The sequence below is a fragment of the Luteimonas campi genome (assembly GCF_051162505.1).
Taxonomy (GTDB): domain Bacteria; phylum Pseudomonadota; class Gammaproteobacteria; order Xanthomonadales; family Xanthomonadaceae; genus Luteimonas.
In genome coordinates this window covers 73,280-90,341 of the sequence record NZ_JBNWEM010000007.1, presented here as the reverse complement: position 1 = coordinate 90,341, position 17,062 = coordinate 73,280, and the positions used below count along the sequence as shown (strand labels likewise).

General features: G+C 67.5%; 18 protein-coding genes. 5 read left to right on the top strand and 13 right to left on the bottom strand.

From position 1 onward, the window contains the following. Positions 1–69: 69 nt before the first annotated feature. Positions 70–540, bottom strand: a complete 471-nt coding sequence (gene rlmH / locus ACQYVW_RS16815) for a 23S rRNA (pseudouridine(1915)-N(3))-methyltransferase RlmH (protein ID WP_434947787.1) — start codon at positions 538–540, stop codon at positions 70–72. Positions 541–722: 182 nt separating this feature from the next. On the opposite strand from rlmH, the gene ACQYVW_RS16810 reads away from it, so the two are divergent. Then, positions 723–1,523 carry a S1/P1 nuclease gene (locus ACQYVW_RS16810; RefSeq protein WP_434947786.1) on the top strand — a complete coding sequence of 267 codons (801 nt, stop codon included), beginning with the start codon at positions 723–725 and terminating at the stop codon, positions 1,521–1,523. Positions 1,524–1,572: 49 nt separating this feature from the next. Here ACQYVW_RS16810 and ACQYVW_RS16805 read toward each other — a convergent pair whose 3' ends face one another. The 12 genes from ACQYVW_RS16805 to ACQYVW_RS16750 form a co-directional block, all read right to left on the bottom strand. Beyond that, entirely contained in the window at positions 1,573–2,019 is a 447-nt protein-coding gene (locus tag ACQYVW_RS16805; protein WP_434947810.1) for a DUF4189 domain-containing protein, read from the bottom strand. Positions 2,020–2,254: 235 nt separating this feature from the next. Continuing rightward, on the bottom strand, positions 2,255–3,247 hold the full coding sequence (locus ACQYVW_RS16800) for a TrbL/VirB6 family protein (protein ID WP_434947785.1): 993 nt from the start codon (positions 3,245–3,247) through the stop codon (positions 2,255–2,257). A 74-nt stretch (positions 3,248–3,321) separates the two neighbouring features. Next, complete coding sequence (locus ACQYVW_RS16795) at positions 3,322–4,095, bottom strand: hypothetical protein (RefSeq protein ID WP_434932959.1); 774 nt, start codon at positions 4,093–4,095, stop codon at positions 3,322–3,324. Further along, positions 4,092–6,620, bottom strand: coding sequence for a VirB4 family type IV secretion/conjugal transfer ATPase (locus ACQYVW_RS16790; RefSeq protein ID WP_434947784.1), 2,529 nt, complete (start codon positions 6,618–6,620; stop codon positions 4,092–4,094). Before ACQYVW_RS16790 ends, ACQYVW_RS16795 begins: the two co-directional genes overlap by 4 nt. A gap of 4 nt (positions 6,621–6,624) precedes the next feature. Continuing rightward, the gene (locus tag ACQYVW_RS16785; RefSeq protein ID WP_434947783.1) at positions 6,625–6,942 is read right to left on the bottom strand and encodes a VirB3 family type IV secretion system protein; all 318 of its coding nucleotides are present in this window, start codon (positions 6,940–6,942) and stop codon (positions 6,625–6,627) included. Then, on the bottom strand, positions 6,935–7,321 hold the full coding sequence (locus ACQYVW_RS16780; protein ID WP_434947782.1) for a TrbC/VirB2 family protein: 387 nt from the start codon (positions 7,319–7,321) through the stop codon (positions 6,935–6,937). The genes ACQYVW_RS16785 and ACQYVW_RS16780 overlap by 8 nt, the downstream gene beginning before the upstream one ends. A 62-nt stretch (positions 7,322–7,383) precedes the next feature. Next, positions 7,384–8,142 carry a lytic transglycosylase domain-containing protein gene (locus ACQYVW_RS16775; protein ID WP_434947809.1) on the bottom strand — a complete coding sequence of 253 codons (759 nt, stop codon included), beginning with the start codon at positions 8,140–8,142 and terminating at the stop codon, positions 7,384–7,386. A 96-nt stretch (positions 8,143–8,238) separates the two neighbouring features. Then, positions 8,239–9,270 (bottom strand): P-type DNA transfer ATPase VirB11, encoded by a 1,032-nt coding sequence (gene virB11 / locus ACQYVW_RS16770; RefSeq protein ID WP_434947781.1) that lies wholly within the window; start codon positions 9,268–9,270, stop codon positions 8,239–8,241. Further along, a complete protein-coding gene (locus ACQYVW_RS16765; RefSeq protein ID WP_434947780.1) occupies positions 9,267–10,484 on the bottom strand; it encodes a TraB/TrbI/VirB10 family type IV secretion system protein in 1,218 nt (405 codons plus the stop codon). Before ACQYVW_RS16765 ends, virB11 begins: the two co-directional genes overlap by 4 nt. After that, positions 10,484–11,263 carry a TrbG/VirB9 family P-type conjugative transfer protein gene (locus ACQYVW_RS16760; RefSeq protein WP_434947808.1) on the bottom strand — a complete coding sequence of 260 codons (780 nt, stop codon included), beginning with the start codon at positions 11,261–11,263 and terminating at the stop codon, positions 10,484–10,486. Before ACQYVW_RS16760 ends, ACQYVW_RS16765 begins: the two co-directional genes overlap by 1 nt. A 5-nt stretch (positions 11,264–11,268) precedes the next feature. Beyond that, positions 11,269–12,147 (bottom strand): VirB8 family type IV secretion system protein, encoded by an 879-nt coding sequence (locus tag ACQYVW_RS16755; protein ID WP_434947779.1) that lies wholly within the window; start codon positions 12,145–12,147, stop codon positions 11,269–11,271. 13 nt (positions 12,148–12,160) lie between these two features. Further along, positions 12,161–12,577 carry a hypothetical protein gene (locus ACQYVW_RS16750; RefSeq protein WP_434947778.1) on the bottom strand — a complete coding sequence of 139 codons (417 nt, stop codon included), beginning with the start codon at positions 12,575–12,577 and terminating at the stop codon, positions 12,161–12,163. Between the two features lie 394 nt (positions 12,578–12,971). Between ACQYVW_RS16750 and ACQYVW_RS16745 the strand changes: the two genes are divergently transcribed. From ACQYVW_RS16745 to ACQYVW_RS16730, 4 genes are all read left to right on the top strand, one after another. Further along, entirely contained in the window at positions 12,972–13,880 is a 909-nt protein-coding gene (locus ACQYVW_RS16745) for a hypothetical protein (RefSeq protein WP_434947777.1), read from the top strand. A 238-nt stretch (positions 13,881–14,118) separates the two neighbouring features. Further along, positions 14,119–14,541 carry a pilin gene (locus ACQYVW_RS16740; protein ID WP_434947776.1) on the top strand — a complete coding sequence of 141 codons (423 nt, stop codon included), beginning with the start codon at positions 14,119–14,121 and terminating at the stop codon, positions 14,539–14,541. Positions 14,542–14,675: 134 nt separating this feature from the next. After that, positions 14,676–15,089, top strand: coding sequence for a pilin (locus ACQYVW_RS16735; protein ID WP_434947775.1), 414 nt, complete (start codon positions 14,676–14,678; stop codon positions 15,087–15,089). 22 nt (positions 15,090–15,111) lie between these two features. Further along, on the top strand, positions 15,112–17,061 hold the full coding sequence (locus ACQYVW_RS16730; RefSeq protein WP_434947774.1) for a hypothetical protein: 1,950 nt from the start codon (positions 15,112–15,114) through the stop codon (positions 17,059–17,061). Position 17,062: the final 1 nt, after the last annotated feature.

Sequence of the window (17,062 nt, the reverse complement as noted above, 5' to 3'; positions counted from 1 at the left end):
GAAAAGCCTTCAGCCGACATTTCCGATGGTGAAGCGCCCCTCACAAACATGTCCAACGCGGCGCGTTGTTCAGCTGCGGTGGTAAGGGTGATTGGCGAGCAGGCTGGCGGCGCGATACAGCTGTTCGGCGAGCACCAGCCGCACCAGCATGTGCGGCAAGGTGAGCGGGCCGAGCGACCAGTGTTCGTCGGCCCGCGCCAGCACGTCGGCGGCATGGCCTTCCGGGCCGCCGATCAGGAATGCAAGATCGCGCCCCTGCCCGCGCCAGTGCTCCATGCGCTGCGCCAGCTGCTCGGACGAATGCGCGTGGCCGCGCCCGTCGAGCGCCACCACCAGGCTGTTGCGCGGGATCGCCGCCAGCACGCGCGCGCCTTCGTCCTGCATGGCCCGCGCGGCATCGCGGCCCTTGCCGCGCACACCCGGCTCGACTTCCACCAGCTCGAGCGGCAGCCAGTGCGACAGGCGCTTGCGGTACTCGGCAAAGCCTTCCGCCACCCACGCGGGGGCACGTTCGCCCACGGCGACCAGCCGCGCCTTCAAGGCAGGACCCCGCGGGATGGAAGGCGGCTGGAGCGGCTCGGCATCGCGCCAGTATCCCATCCCCGCCGGACGCGGCCCATCGCGAGCCTGCCATGGCGCGCACCGCGGCAGGACGTGCCCTCGATTGCGGACCCGCGGGCACGCCTGCCGTGGCCTGCATCGCATCGGGTACAGTGCCGGCCATGCGTTTTTCGACTCCCCTGCTCCTGCTGGGCCTGTTGGCCTGCTCCAGCGTCTCCCATGCCTGGAACGGCTACGGCCACCGCCTGGTGGCCAAGCTGGCCGAGCCCCATCTGCAGCCGGAGGCGCGCGCCGAGGTGCAGCGCCTGCTGGCGCTGGGAGGAGCGTCCAGGATGGCCGACGTGGCCAGCTGGGCCGACGAGCTGCGCAACACCGACAGCGAGCTTGCGCGGCGCAGCACCCGCTGGCACTTCGTCAACATGGCCGAGGACGGCTGCGCCTTCGATGCCGCCCGCCACTGTGCCGGTGGCGACTGCGTGGTGGCCGCGATCCGCGAGCAGGCGGACATCCTGGCCGACCGCAGCCGCCCCGACGCCGAGCGCCTGCAGGCGCTCAAGTTCGTGATCCATTTCGTAGGCGACGCCCACCAGCCCATGCACGCCGGCTACGGCCACGATCGCGGCGGCAACCGGGTACAGGTGCACGTGCACGGCAAAGGCAGCAACCTGCACGCCCTGTGGGACGACGACCTTTTGGGTTCGGCCGGGCTGGACGAAGCCGAATACGCAGACAGGCTGCAGCTCGCGGCAGACCGGTTGCCCGCTGACGTCGGGCCCTATACGCCTTCGTCCCCCGCCGTCTGGGCCGAACAATCCTGCCGCATCGCCACCACGCCCGGCGTGTACCCGGAGCAGGCGAAGATTGAAGCCGGCTATCTGGACCGTCATCGGCCGACCGCCGAGCGCCAGGTGCAGCTGGGTGGAGCCCGGCTGGCGCACCTGCTCAACGATGTCCTGACGTGAGCGGGACCGGGCCGCATGCGCCTGCCTGACGCAGCGGGGCCGCCCGGCGTCAGTATCTGTGGAATCCGGTCGAACAGTTGCTGTAGATGACCTCGCAGGCGAGCCCTTCGTGGGCCTGGCTGCAGGTTTCCAGCACCAGGCTGCTGGCCTCTTCCTCGGATCGGGCCTCCTCGTGGTAGGTCGGCTGGATCGCGTCGGTCCCGCCTGGTTTGGCGATGGCCGCGCAACTGTCGCGATAGGTGAAGAACACCTCGCAGCCCTCACCCCCGGCCGACCGGCATCCCCTGATGGCCCCGCGAGCAGCCGCTTCGGGGGATCGGGTCCCTGTCGAGACGCCGATAATGGATTGGGCGTCGTTTCTGGCAAACGCACCCCATCCACGGCGCCATGTCGGCTTAGGCTTGAGGAAGCCGATGCTCCACGGTATTCCACTGCCGCCCGGGCCGCAGCGAGCGGAGCCTATTGCAACGCCCTGCGGGCATGCCGTCTGGGCCATCACTGGTCCACAGCCCGCCACCATTACCGCCGCGATCAACGCTGCGTTTCGCATCTCCTCCCCCGTGTTGCGTACAAGGGTGATTCCTTTCATCGAGACATGCCCTGCGTGGGCCTGCCCAGGGACGTGACCTCAGACAGAAAGGCCGACCGACCGCGTCCGGCAAGTTCGGCCGATCGTCCACAAGGACTGCGTCGGCCTCTGGGTAACCGGCCACGCCGTCGGTGCATCCGCATCACCGCATCCCTCCCGCGCCGGCGGACCCCGGCTGGCCGGGAGCGCCGTATTGCGGCTGGTTGAACGCGCTGTAGGGATTGAACTGGCCGAGCGTGCCCTGGAACAGCATCGCGGCCATGGGTGGTGCGCTGACGATCAGCGCGGTCAGGATGACGCCCAGGCCGCCCTGCTGCATGGCCATCCCGGTCACGCTCTCGTTGCCGACCCCGAAGAACGACGTGACCCAGAACGCCATTCCCACTGCGATCACCATATCCAGGGCCAGCGTCACCATCACGCTCAACAGCGCCATCGAGAACAGGGTGCCGATGCCGTAGAACAGCCAGCGCTGGAACAGCGACCGGGTCGGCTCGAACAGCAGGCACAGGATGAACAGGGGACCGAGCGCGACGATCAGGCCGATCGCGATCTTGTTCAGCAGCATCGCGGTCGCCGCCATCATCGCCGGTGCGCCCAGCCCGACGCCCGTCAGCAGGAGGGCCCGCTCCTTCTGCGACTGGGTCACCACGTTGTCGCGCACGTCCACCGCGTCGATCGCCTCCAGCGCGACCTGCATGATGGCCAGCGTGCGGTCGATGTCCTCGTATGCGCCTTCCCCGTCCTCCTCCCCGGTCATGGTCTCGCTGATCGTGCGGCTCAGCCCGTCGGTCAGCGTCTGGTAGATCGGCCCCCACGACACCGCCACCCCGAGCGCGATGCCGATGATGAAGGTCGCGCGCAGCGAGCTGACCACCAGCGCCATCATCGATTCGCGCGACTGCCCGGTCACGACCCGGTAGCCCTGCAGCATGATCCAGAGCGTGAGCAGGGTGATGCCGAGGCCGCCCAGCACCCGGACGACGCGGGCACCGAGGTTGGGGAGGTACTCCCCGATCAGTTCGTCGTCCAGGAAACTGCTGATCTCGCTGAAGAAGATCATGTTGGGCAGTCCCGCCCGGGCGGGAATCCAGTCCCACAGCGCGCTCGCCGATGCCAGGCCCACAACGTCCATGTGCTTTGCCTTCCTGTCCTGTTCCTGTTCCTGTTGCTGTTCCTGCAGGCCCGTCCGCGGCAGTCGAGGCCCCGTCAGCGATCGCGGCGCCGCGCCACGCCGAGCGCCGCCTTCAGGGTTCCGTACTGGATCGCGCTGTCCAGCAGTCCGGCGATTCCGCCCTTGCGGGCCGCATCGTCGCTGAATGCCGCCTGTCCCAGCCAGACCTGCTCGGTGTGCAGCGCCTGCAGGGCCGCGTCGTATGCGCCCAGCAGGGTGCTGGCGTTCTGCACGTCGGTCGCCAGCCTGGCTTCCAGCTGCGCGATGTTGTTGTCCACCCGGTCGAGCGCGCCGGGCTGGTCTTCCGGCACGCTTTCGGCCTGGCGCCGGATCTCGTCCATCTCGCGATCGCGCTCGGCGAGGCGGTTAAGGATCTTGACCATGACGTTGTAGCGGGTGTTCTCGGTCTGCACGATGGCGGTGCAGGTCTGGTGTTGTCGCAGCGAAATCTGCGCGATCCTCTGCGGCGCCCTGGGCAGGTCGGATGCATCCCCGCAGCGCTCCTCCACGAAATCGTTCACCCGCCGCTCGGCCAGCGTTTCGCGATAGCCCGATCCGCCCTTGAAGGCCTTGCCTTTCACGTACTTCTGCTCGAGGTCGCGGAGCTGGGCCTCGTATTGCTGGATCTGTCGCCGCAACTGGTCGTACTTCTGCTGGTACTGCGCGATCCAGGCCAGCTTGTTGGTGATGGTGTGCCCCGGGTCGGCGACGATCGTCTGTCCGAACGCCGAGCCGGAGACCGCCAGCCCCGCGATCAGCGCAGCCGAAGCGGGGATCCGGGCGAGGCGACGCATGTTCCTTCTGCTCATCTCGATTGCTCCTTGATGGCGGGCCGGAGCCCGTACTGGTTTCCGTGCGCCGTGGCGCCGCGGGCCTCGCCCGCTCCCCGTAAAGGCGCGGGCCGCGCACCCTCCCCGCTGCTTCTCGCGCCTTTCCGCTCCCGCTGGAATCGCGACAGCCACTGCTCGGGCGCCAGCGCGTCCACGGCGACACCTAGGCGCTCGGCCTCCTCGGCAAGCACGCGATGCATGACCGCGATGTTGTCGGTGCTGGCGGAGATCACCGCCAGCGCATCCTCGAGGCCTCGGAGGTTGAGCTGGCACACCGTCGACACGTGGCCCTGCTTGACCAGAAAACTGCGCGAGCGCTCGTCCAGGCCCTTCACCACCTGGTACTCGGCCTCGGTCAGCTTCAGCCCCTCGACATAGTCCTCACGCGAGGCGCTGGGATTGGGCAGCAGGATCAGCGTGGCGGTCTGCTCGATCAGGGCCGCGGAGATGTCGCTGCCCAGCGCGTCCTCCGGACTCTGGGTGGCGAAGATTCCGAAGCCGTTCTGCTTGCGGATGGTCTTCTGCTTGTTGCGCGCGAATTCCTTCAGCTCGCCGCCGCCGGCCAGGATCTTCCAGAACTCGTCCATCACGTAGACCAGGGGGCGCCCGTCGATCAGCCCTTCCAGGCGGTGCAGGAGGTAGCTCACCACCGGCACGCGGACCTCGGCGTTGTCGATCACGTCGGTGTAATCGAACCCGATGATGCTGGCCCGATCCAGGTCGATGATGTCCACCGGATTATCGAACACCCAGCCCAGGGCGTTGCCCGCCGTCCATTTGCGCAGGCGCGCGTACAGCCCGTCGTCGCCCATGTTGGGCAGGCTCTTCTGGAAGTTGGTCATCGACCGCAGCTGCGGCGGCATGTCCAGCATCGCGGCCACGGCGCGATGGATGTCCTCGTCCTCGCGCGCGGTGTAGTGCGACTTGGCGGCGAGCACCTTCACCAGATTGCCCAGGAACTGGAGGTTGGTCTCGCTGTTCTCGCACTGGAACGGGTTGAAGCCGGTCGGTTCGCCGTTGGCCAGCGCGAGGTAGTTGCCGCCGCAGGCGCGGACGAAGATCTCGGCGCCTCGATCCTTGTCGAAGAAGAAGATCGTAGGCACGGGATCGAACTTTTGCACCTGGCTGAGCAGGAAGTTGATCAGCGCGGTCTTCCCGGTGCCGGACTTGCCGATGACCATGGTGTTGGCGATGGCCTTCTCTCCGAGCGAGTTTTCGGCCGGATGGGTCGCATGGAAGTTGAAGTAGTAGGGCTGTCCGTTCGTGGTCTGCAGGGCGGTGACGCAATCGCCCCAGGGATTGTTGCTGCGCTTTCCGACCGCAAAGTTGTGCAACGGGGAAAGCCCGAGGAAGTTGAGCGAACTCACGTTCGCCAGCCGCGTGCGGTACTTCCAGTTGCCGGGCAGCTGCGAATAGAACGAGGCACACACGGCCAGGTCTTCCTTGGCCGAGACGAACCCGGCATTGGACAGCTCCGCGCGTGCGGTGGCGAGGTTGCGCGAGAGCTGCTGCTGGTCGTCCGCGTACAGCGCCATGATGAAGTGGTATTCGCCCAGCACGAAGTTGCCGGAGGCCACCTGGTCCATGGCCTGGTCGAGCTCGGCAATCTGGCTGACCGCCTTGTCGCCGGACGAGATCATCATGCCCTTGGTGCGGTCCAGGACCTTCAGCGCGTCCTGCCTGCCCATCGGGCTGAACGAGTGCGTGATCACGTACTCGAAATCGAGGTACTTGAGCCCGTTGAGCACGCCGGGCGAGGTCGCCTCGGCGTACTCCTTGATGTTGAGGATCGCGCCGAAATGATGGGCGCCGTCCGGCTCGGTGATGGCGAAGTCGCCGCCGCGCGCGGAGAAGGTGTGGCGGCTGACCGGCAGGTAGTCGCAGACCGGCGCGCGCAACACCGGGACCGGTTCGCACAGGCGATTGAGCAGGAAGCCGAAGAATTCCAGCGTCTGCGAAAACACCACCCCGTTCGTACCCTCGTACATCCCCAGCCGGACCGGCGCGTGGTCCCGCAGAACCGCCTCGAGGTTGTCCGCCAGTTCCAGCAGCCGCGCCACGGCCTGATCCTGTTCGGCCTGCAGCCGCGCGATGCTGGTCGATCGTTCCACGAACCGCTTGCCACCCACCACCGGACGGTAGACCAGGGTGAGATAGAGCTCGTTGCGCATGATCTTCTGCGCGGACAGGGCTGCGTAGTAGTCGTCCGACAGCTGCTGGTTGAAGGCCTGGGCGTAGGTGCCGGGCACGCGCACGCCGCCACGACGGCGCACGTCGTGGACCCAGAACGCCACGTTGACGAAATCCGGCGCCCGCAACGTCTGCAGCATGCGGTTCAAGGTGCCGTGCCGGTGCTCCAGATCCCAGTCCTCGCGCCCCACGAAGGGCAGCCCGTCCAGTCGCCATGTGAGCAGGAAATCCCCGCCGGTCGTCTTCACCACGCTGTCGGCGACATGCGAGGAGAGCGGAATGAACTCGGCGATGGAAGTGTCCGCGACCACCATGGCGTCATCCGTCCTGCATCGGGTCCTGCAGGTCCTTCCGGTAGCCGTTCTGGGAGAAGGCCCATGTGCCTCCATGGTGGCGGAGGTTGCGGACCTTGCTCCGGAACTGCCAGCGCAGCCCCAGCAGGCGGAAGATCATCTCGTCGCGCCGCGCCATCTGGCGCATGACGAAGATCACGACCGGCAGCAGGGCCAGGAAGAACATGTTGAAGTAGAAGGTCATCAGGAGGCACGCGCCGGCGCCGATCGCGAACGGCATGTAGGGCACGCCCATGAACATGGCCGGACGCGTGCAGCCCCTGAACAGGACGTCCTTATGCATGTTGCAGCAGTGCCTGGCCGATGAGCATCGCCGTCGAGGTCACGTCGTCCGGCAGCAGCATCTTCGCGATCTGCCCGGCCGCGCCGATCAGGAAGCCACCGATCAGCACCGGGGCCACGTCGCCGATGCGCTTGTGGTTGAAGGCGATCTGGTAGCCGGCGAAGATCACCGCGATGGTGACCACCGCGATCGACGCCACGTTGAGCAGCGAATTGATGTTGGTGAAGAAGGTTTCGACTCGGCCGCGCGCGCCGGTCCCGTCCTGGGCCCATGCCAGCAGGGGCATGGCGAATGCCAGGCAGGCGATCAGGACGCGGCTGCCGGCGGCGGCGGGGACGGTGGACGCGTTGCGGGGGCGTTGGGTTGAGATGTGCTTCATGTCGGACTCCGGCTGGGGTTTTGGACTGGGTTGACGGGACTGCCACGCACCGTTGGGCGCGCTTACTGCTCGAACACGAAGGCGGCATCCGCATGCGGCGCCCCGTGCTGCAGCGGGCTTGCGGGGACGCGGTTGGGTACGGCGGCCTGCATGGACTGGACGATCACGGGTCCGGCGTCGTGCGGCGTCGTGGCCGCGGCGGGCGCCGATGGAACTTCCGCACCTGCGGGGGGCGGCAGGGCAGCATTCGCGATCTCGGGGCCGGGCGCCGGCCCTGCCCGGTCCGCCACTTCCCGCGTCCGTCGCTGCAGCAGCGATCCCAGGTCCGCCACCGCGGCAGCGGCATCGCGCGCGCGACGCTGCACCAGGTCGATCGGACGTGCTGCCGCGACTGCAGGCGCCGCGCCCCAGGAGGCCAGCACCTTCTGCACGTAACCGTGCCGGAAGCCGGTGACGAAGTTGCCCGAGTAGTAGCAGCTCAGGGCCTTGCCCCAGTCCTGCCCCGCGCGCCGGTGGCAGTCGGCCAGGATCCGGGCGCCGGCACGCAGGTTGGGGCAGACATCGAACGCGCGCTCGTACGAATCCAGCCCCTGGCTGGCCAGGTTGTGCCGGTTCACCTGGGCCAGCCCCAGCGAGAAGTTGTAGCCCTCGCGCTCCAGCATCCGCGCCGTGGATACGGCCTCGGGCAGGCTGCGCGGCTGCCGTGCCAGCCGGCCGTCGACCACGCCGATCGCGTAGGGGTTGAACGAGGATTCCACGCGTACCACGTGCTGCATCACGTCCGCAGGCACGGCGAGTTCGGCGCAGCCCATGAGCTCCATGCCGGGCAGCATCTCGTCAACCCCTCCCCGGCCCGGTGGAGGCAGCCGGCAATGCGACCGGCCACGACCGCAGGCGATCCCGGCGCGCGGCAGCGTTCATGCGCGCGCCCTCGCAGGATCGAAGTCGATCGCGGTGATGTAGCGGCGCCCGGCATGCGCCTTGATGTGGACGACGATGTCGATGGTCATGCGCAGCAGGCGCTTGATCACCTCGAACTCCAGGCCCGCCCCTTCCGCCGACGCCTTCACCATCAGCGCCAGCTGGTCCCAGGCCTGGACCGTGCTTCCGGCATGGCAGCTGGTGATCGAACCCGGGTGCCCGGATGCGCAGTTGCGGATGAAGTAGAACGATTCGTCGCCACGCAGCTCGGCCAGGATGATCCTGTCCGGCTTCATCCGCAGGCAGGCCTCCATGCAGCTGCGCGCGGTGACGCTGCTCGTCGACTGCCCGCCCTTGGAGTACAGCAGGTGCACGACGTTGGGCTGGCGCAGGAACAGCTCGCGCGCATCCTCGATGGTGACCAGGCGCTCGTCTTCGGGGATGTGGTTCACCAGCGACTTCATGAAGGTGGTCTTGCCGCTGCCGGTGGCGCCCGCCACCACGATGTTCTTCCGGTAGCGCACCGCCTTGCGGAAGAACTCGGCGTACTGGCGCCCGTGCTGCAGCTGCAGGAGCTCGCGGTCGTGCTCGCCGAGGTCTTCGGCCTGCTCCAGGATCTCGTCGAAGAAGCCGTCGGCCTCGTACTCGTCCAGGCTCTGGCCGAACTTCGCCGGCAGCCGGATGGTGATGGACACCCGCCCGGCATCGCAGGCAGGCGGGATCACGAACTGTGCGCGTTGCCCGGTCGGGAAGGTCAGCGAGACCATCGGATCTGCGTCCGTGATGCGCTGGCCGGTATTGCTTTCGTTGACCACGGCCGTACAGAACTGCCGTGCCCGTTCGAAGGTCAGCATCGGCACGTCGTCGCGCCGCCAGCCCCCGCGCCTTTCCACATACAACTCGCCGGGACGGTTGATGCAGATCTCGGTGACGTCGCTGGAATCCATGTGCTGGCCGATGCCGAGCAGGCGGTACTGGTAGTCCAGGAACTCGCTGGACACGGCGGCGACGGCGGGGGCAGCGCTCATTGCATGCCCTGCCGCAGTACCGCGGAGAAATCCACGTCGCGGGCCACGTAGACGTTCACCACCGCGCCCTGGTTGATCGTCACGGTGGGCGGCCGCGTCATGTTGCGCTCCAGCGCCATGTTGGCCAGGCGCTCCATGGTGCGCGCGGTACTGCTCTCGTAAGGGCTCTGCACCACGACGCCGTTGGCGATCGAGGTCTCCTGCGGACCATGCTTGGCGCCCGCATATTTGAATGCGTCGCTGAGCAGGCTGATCAGCAGGGCCGACCCGACCCGCTGTCCCCAGTGGGCCGTGTAGTGGCCGGGATTGCCGGCCGCGCCCAGCATGTCCACGCCGGGGCTGCGCATGTTGACGTCGAGTCCGGTGGGAGTGGTGACGCGGTCCCAGACAACCGCCACGCGGTCGCCGACAATGGCGTCCTTCTCGTAGCTGCCCGACACCTTCGACCCCCGCGGCAGCAGCAGGCGCCTGCCGGTAACCGAGTACACCGGCTCGGTAACGATGCAGGAGGTGAAGCCCGGAAAGTCGGAGATCACGCGGGACTGCAGCACGCAGCGGATATAGGTGCCGCGCAGCAGCAGAGTGTCGGGGTTGTACAGCGGCTTCGCGCTCGCCTCGCCCTGCGGCGCCTGCTCCACCGCGCCCGGCTGCGGGTTGCCCGCGGCCATCATCAGGCGCGCGTACTCGTCGGGCGGGAGCATGCCCGGCACCTCGCTACCGGTGCCGACGCCGGGCATGGGCGAGCCCGCCACGTCCTGCATGCGGCGCTCCTGCAGCGAGAGACCGCGACGCTCGGTCCAGTCGGCAACCGGCAGGGACGCGGGTTGCGGCGCCGCGGCCGTCTCCTGGTAGACCGGCAGCGGCGGCAGTTCCGGTTCCTGCGGCATCGGCGGCAGTGGACGCTCGGGCGGCAGCTCGGGCAGGTCCCGCGGCGCGGCGGGAATCACCACCTCATCGCTGCGCGGCCTCGGGCCGCGCTCGTCGGCCTGCGACATCGCCCCGCTGAAGATCCAGAATGCCGCGCACAGCAGCAGAAGCACGATGCCGCCCAGGAACAGCAGCGCCTTGCGGTTCAGGCGCTGCATCTCCACGGCCTGGAACTGCGGCGCGTCCGCATCCAGGGCCGGATCGCCGCCGCGCTGCCGCTCGTAATAGGGGTTGGCGCCTGGCCGCGCGCGGGGCGCCTGCCCGTCGTCGTCATGGGATTCGTGCATCACGGCTCGGGGCTCCTGCGCAGGCCGACGACGTGGTCGCCGTGGCGGATGACGAGATAGGGATAGGTGCCGTGCACGACGATCATGTCGCCCTCCACCGTCGAGTTCACGACGAATTCCTCTCCGGCCTCGCTGTCGCGGGCGAACACCGCGGGAAAGTTGCCGCTGGGAAAGCGCGTGCGGTCGCCCATCCGGATGTAGGTGAAGCGGCGATCGTCATAGACAGTCGCGGGAACCAGCCAGCCGGGACCGCGTTTGCGGTGCGCGTACTCGTAGTTGAAGTAGTACTGCCGATCCGGATGCAACCGCGTGCTGAGTTCGTGCGCCGGCTCCTGCTCCGCCACCTCCGCCTGCTTCGGCACGAAGGCGGTGTCGCCCGGATAGCGGAACCGGATCCGGTACTGCACGCCGGCCGCCTTGGCCTGTTCCAGGCGGCGCCAGTCGGTGGCCACCACCTTGAGCTCGAAGATGTAGGCATGCGCCGCGGTGCGCACCATCAGGTTGGTGTCCACGTCCACGTTCCTGGGCTTGAGGTAGAACACGTTGTCGCGGCGGCTCAGCTCCCAGCCACCGCTGAATCCGGTGCTGTAGTCCAGGATCTCCTCGTGCGGGCTGAGCTCGATCTGGGTGGTGATGCCCAGCCCGGTGCGCACCGGATACACCTGGTCGGGGCGGTACTCGTACTCCTCGATCACCTGCGTGCGCGCCGTGCCCGCGCACGACAGCAACGCCAGGAGCAGCAGCGGCAGCCAGACTGGTTGGCGGATCATCGTGGGCATGGTCCTCATGGGGCGGTCGCCTCGGCCTGCTCATCGGCCGGCGGTGGGTGCGGGATTCCGGCCGAGGCCGGCAGTGCATCCGCCGCGTGCGCGGGCGACGCGTCCGCTGGCGGCTGCGCCGCGGAAGGAAGCGGGAACTCCGGTGGCGGAGGCGGCGCCGGCGCGTAGTCGTTGTCGACCCGATAGCTGGTCACGCGGAAACCCAGCGGATTGAGAAGCCTGTCTTCCTCGCTGAGCCTCAGGTCCGGGTCGTAGCGGAATTCGAGCGTGGCGATCCTGCTGTCCAGCGGTTCGGCCCGGCCCCGCCCCTTGTCAAAGAGGCTGCGCTGGAAGCGCACGGTCGCCCCGGTCGGACGGCGGCCGGGCCCGGCGCCGATCAGCACGATGCTGAGGATGCGCACGCGCACCGCCCGCGCCGAACCATAGAGACGCCCGGGCCGCTCCGGATTGCTCTCCGAATGCACCGCGATATAGGCCGGCGCCACCTCGCTGCCCGCCATCGCCAGGGTGCTGCGCCAGTTGCGTTGCCCGACCAGGCCCGAGTCGTAGGCCTCCCGCGCGAGCACGAACTGCGCGACGTTGCTCTTGTTGATCGCCTCCTCGGTGGTGACATCCCGGTCGTGGAAGTCGCCCACCAGCCGCGCCACCGTGGCGGTACCCGTGTACGGGTCGGCCATCACCAGATAGGGCACCCGCTCCTTCAGCGGCAGGAACAGGAGGTAGCCACCCGCCAGCACCAGGGACATCGCCACCGCGCAGCCCGCGACGATCCACGCGCGGCGTTCGCTGCGGCGCATGCACTCGGCCAGCGTCAGCTCGAAGCTGACGCCCTGCTCGATGGCCCTTTCGATCCCGGGCGAGGCGGCATTCCGTTTGCCGAACATGGGAGGGGCGCTCCTATCCGTCCCGACCCACTGCCGCGGCTGCATCCCCCGGCGTTCGCTGGCTGACCACGATCTGCGCGCGGTCCACGGCCACGTGCACGCCGTGATCCCCATAGGCCGAAGACAGTGCTGCGGCCGCCTGCTCGAGGCTGGTGGTGCGGATGCCGCCCACCGGACCGTGCAGGGTGTAATCGTTGGGATGCTGGTAGGACAGCGTCATCCGCGCATCGCGTGCCCAGCGCGCGAGCATCGCCTTGAGCGTGCCGTCGGCCGGAGACGCCTGGTACACATAGGCCTGCTGCAGCGGGATCGCCTGCGGCGCATCGGCAAACCGGTTCAGCGGGCGCCAGCGCCCGCCGATATCGGCCGCCTGCGGCGTGGCGCAGGCGCACAGCAGGCAGACCGCCAGCAATGCGAGGCCACGCGTCATGGCCCGCAGCGGCTGCCGCACAGGCAGCCCGCGTCGGCTACGACCGGATCGCGCCAGGGCAAACGCCGCAGGCGAAAACCGGACATGACGATGCCACGCGATGCCGCTTGCGGACGCGTTCGACGGATCGATGACGGACGAACGCCGGATTCGGGCTCCGGCCCCGGGTGCAGATTCCATTGCGTGACGCTCCTTGAGTTCCCCGTGGATAGGCACCGCAACCTGGCTGTGCTATCCGGCGCTGCTCCTGCAGCGCTTGGGCCGAACATAATCCCGTCCCGGTGGCGACGTCAAGCGCTGCCCTGCCGGCGGTTTCCATGGAAACCTTGAGCCGCATCAGAAGGGCTCGCGTGGCGACGCCGGCCGCGTCCGCCCTCCTGCAGGGGATCACGCGATGGCAGCGGTCACCCGCTGCAGCCTGCGGACGCATGGATCGGCCGCACAGCCGGCCGGAAGCAGCGCGACTCCAGACACTGCGCGCATCACGCCGGATGCGTCGGGCCGACCGCGAACGACTGCACGCGGACCGCTTGCCATCTTCACCATCGGCCGGAAGAATCGGCCGCCTTCCCTCCGACGCCGAGCCATGAACCGCTGGAAAGCCGCTGCCGCCCACCTGCTCCTGAGCATCCTCGTCATCGGCGGCATCGCCATCGGCGCGGTGCTGCTCTGGTACCCCGACGGGCTTTATCGCGTGTCCGGGCTGGATCGCATCCTGCAGCTGATGCTGTTCATCGACCTGGCGGCCGGCCCACTGCTGACCTTGATCATCTACAGGAAGGGCAAGCGCGGGCTGACATTCGACCTGGCGGTGATCGCCCTGTGCCAGTTCGGCTTCCTGGCGTATGGACTGCACGCCCTGGCGCAGTCGCGCCCCGTCTTCCTGCTGGGCCAGCCCGACCAGTTCACCCTGGTGCTGGCCGACGAGATCGCGCCAGCGGCGCTGGGCATAGCCGCCCGCCCCGAATGGCGCAAGCTGTCCTGGTCCGGGCCGCTGCTGGCGGCCACGCGCATGCCAAGCGACCCCGTGGGGCGCAGCCGCGCCATCGAAGCCCTGTTTGCGGGCGGTGCGGGCATCGAGCACAGCCCGCGCTGGTATATGCCCTACGACGAACTCGCGCAGGAAATCGCGCGCAACGCCCGGCCCTTGGGAGCGGGCCAGTCGGCCAGCTCCTATGCGCGTGCGACCGGGGTCCCGGCCGAACACCTGCACTGGCACCCGGTGGCGTCCCGGAACGGCCGGGGCAGGATGCTGATCGACGCACGCGATGGCCGACCGCTCCAGGTTATTCGCGCGAACTGACACATCGGGTCACACAGTGACGCTGAAGGTCGCATTCTGTACCCCAAACCCGGTGGCGGATGGCCAGGCGAATCGTGACTGCGGTCGAACTCGCGACAGGCCGGTGTCGGGATTCCGTCATTGGCACGCTCCCTGCGTGACAATACCGCGCACGTGCATTGCCGGCCTGGCGTCCACAGGACCCCGGTACGGCGGGTCGGCGGGGCGCGTGAGATCAACCACTCCTAGGGGATACACCATGAAGAACGTTCGCAACATCCAGAAGGGCTTCACGCTCATCGAACTGATGATCGTGATCGCCATCCTCGGCATCCTGATCGCCATCGCGCTGCCGGCCTACCAGGACTACACGATCCGCACCAAGAACGCCGAGTGCCTCAACGTGGCCGCCGCGGCCAAGCTTGCCGTCTCGGAAACCTTCCAGTCGAACAATGCCTGGCCGGCCTCCAATTCCGCAGCGGGCTATGCCTTCAGCGCCAGCAGCTACTGCGCGAGCGTCGCGATTGGCGCGAGCGGTGTGATCACGGCCACGGTGACCAACACTGGCGCCGCGGGCGCGTTCACGCTGACCCCTGATTCTCCGGCGAATAGCGGTCGCGTGGACTGGACCTGCTCGGGCAACTTCACCAACACCGCGCACGAGCCCGCCGAGTGCCGCTGATCTAGGCGCACGAAGCATCCCAAAGAAGCCCCGGCGCCCGCGCCGGGGCTTCTTTGTTTCACCTGTCGTACCGATTGGCATGACAGTTGCGACGTACCGGTGTGCCACCGCACTCTTACAAACGGAGAAATTCGATGAAACGCACAGCCGCGCGCGGATTCACGCTCATCGAATTGATGATTGTCATCGCGATTCTTGGCATTCTCATCGCGATCGCACTGCCGGCGTATCAGGACTATGCGATCCGCACGAAGAACAGCGAGTGCCTGAACCTCGCGGCGTCTGCGAAAGTCGCGGTCGTCGAGTCCTATAACGCGGCCGTCGGCTTCCCGAACGACAATACGGACGCAGGCTACAGCTTCTCGGCGAGCAAGTACTGCGCCTCGATCCGGATCACCGATGGATCGATCACGGCGACGGTGACCGACACCGGCGCAACGGGTGCCTTCACGCTTGCGCCAGCGACGCCTGCGAACAGTGGCCGGATCGAATGGACCTGCGGACACAGCTTCTCCAACCCGGCCCACTCACCTGCCGAATGCCGGTAGTTGGCGTCCCGCCCGGATGAGCTTGGCCCAGCACAACCTGCCCGATCCAGGGGACGCACCCGGCGCGCGGTTCAGCCCTGCCCTCGCAGCCCGCCTGCTCATCTACGCCGCGGTACTTGCGACCATTGCGGTCTACTGGCCCGGGCTGAAGGGCCCGTTCATCCTCGACGATCCCTATAACCTCGCGCCGCTGCAGGACTGGCTGGACGGACGGGCATCTGCGCTCGAGCTGTTCTTCGGCAACAGTTCCGGGGTCCTCGGCAGGCCGGTTTCCATGGCCAGCCTGTGGCTGAGCCTGGCGACGGGCGGAATGCACCCGTTCCCGTTCAAATTCGGCAACCTGCTGATCCACCTGGCCTGCGGCCTCGTCGGATGGCAGATGCTGCGACGCCTGCTTTCGGCCGACGCGACGCTGGAACGCCACTCCACCGTACTGGCCGCCACCCTGGCTGCGCTCTGGCTGCTGCATCCCATCAACGTCAGCACCGTGCTGTACTCGGTGCAGCGCATGGCCCAGCTCAGCACCTTCTTCGCCCTGGTGGCGGTGTGGCTGTACGTCCTGGCGAGGACGCAACTGGCCGCACGGCAAAGACGCTCCGCGGCAGTCAACCTGTTCCTGGTGTTTCCATCCATCCTGCTGCTGGGCATCTTCAGCAAGGAAAATGCCGCGGTCATCCCGCTGCTTTGCCTCGTCGTCGAAATCGCCTACTTCCGGCCCAATCCGTCCGAGCGGCGCATACTGGTTCCGTTCTACGCCTTGTTCCTGCTTGTTCCTGGCGCCATGGCGTTGTGGCTGCTGGCGGCAAGCCCGGAGACACTGCTGGGGCTGTATGCGACCCGGGACTTCACCCTCGCAGAACGCCTGCTGAGCCAGCCGCGCGCCCTGATGGAGTACCTCGGCCTGTACGTGTGGCCGCGGGGCGGGATGATGGGCGTCTACGTCGACGACTTCGCCATCTCCAGGGGCCTGCTGGCCCCGCCGTCCACGTTCGCGGCGCTGGTGGCGCTTCTCGCGATCAGCGTCGGCGCCTGGAGAGTCCGCCGACTCGCTCCGTCGGTATTTGCCGGATGGTTCTTCTTCCTGGCCGCACAATCGGTCGAGAGTTCGATCCTGCCCCTTGAACTCTATTTCGAGCACAGGAACTACCTGCCCGGCTTCGGCCTGTTGCTCGCGCTATGCGGACTCATTGCCCTCGCCAGAGACAAGCTCCGCGGGGGAAGCAGACTGCTGATCGTCGTTCCAGTCGCAGTGGCAGCAATCAGTCTGGCGGCAATCACCTGGCAACAAGTGCAGGTCTGGCGGGGAATGCCGACGATTGTCGCGCAGGCCCTGGAACACAGGCCGACGTCCTTCCGCGCCAACCTGGAAATGGCATCCCAGGAGATTCACCTCGGACGCTGGGATGACGCGAGAGTGCGGATGCAGCGACTGACGACGAGCGCCGATGCCAGCCAGAGGCTCACCGGGATCATCAGCAGCATCGTCATCGACTGCCTGCAGCATGGCCAGACGACCGAAAGCGGATTGTCGCAGGCCGAAGCGGTGCCGCTCCAGCGGGTCACCCTGACGGAGGTCCTGACGCTACGCCCCTTGTCGAAGGCCTTGGCTGAAGGTCGCTGCACGGGCATTTCATCGAGCCGCGTGGCGACCACCGTCATCGCCTTGCTCGACAAGGCCGAGGGGCAGCCGGACACGTCCAAGCCGAAATGGCTGCTGCGCACGCTGGCAGCAGAGCTGTACATGCGGGACCGACGCTATCGCGAGGCTATCACGCAGGCCGAAATGGCATGGCAGACAAATGCCGACACCGGCATCGGAGCGTTTCTCACCAGGCTCTATATCGCCGCGGGCATGAAGCCGGAAGCGCTTCGCACATGGGCCGAGGTGAAGCGCAGAACGCGCTCTTATGAAGTGGTCGCCAACCGGGAGCTCACCCTGATTCGCGAACAGATCGAACGCATGCCCGACTAAC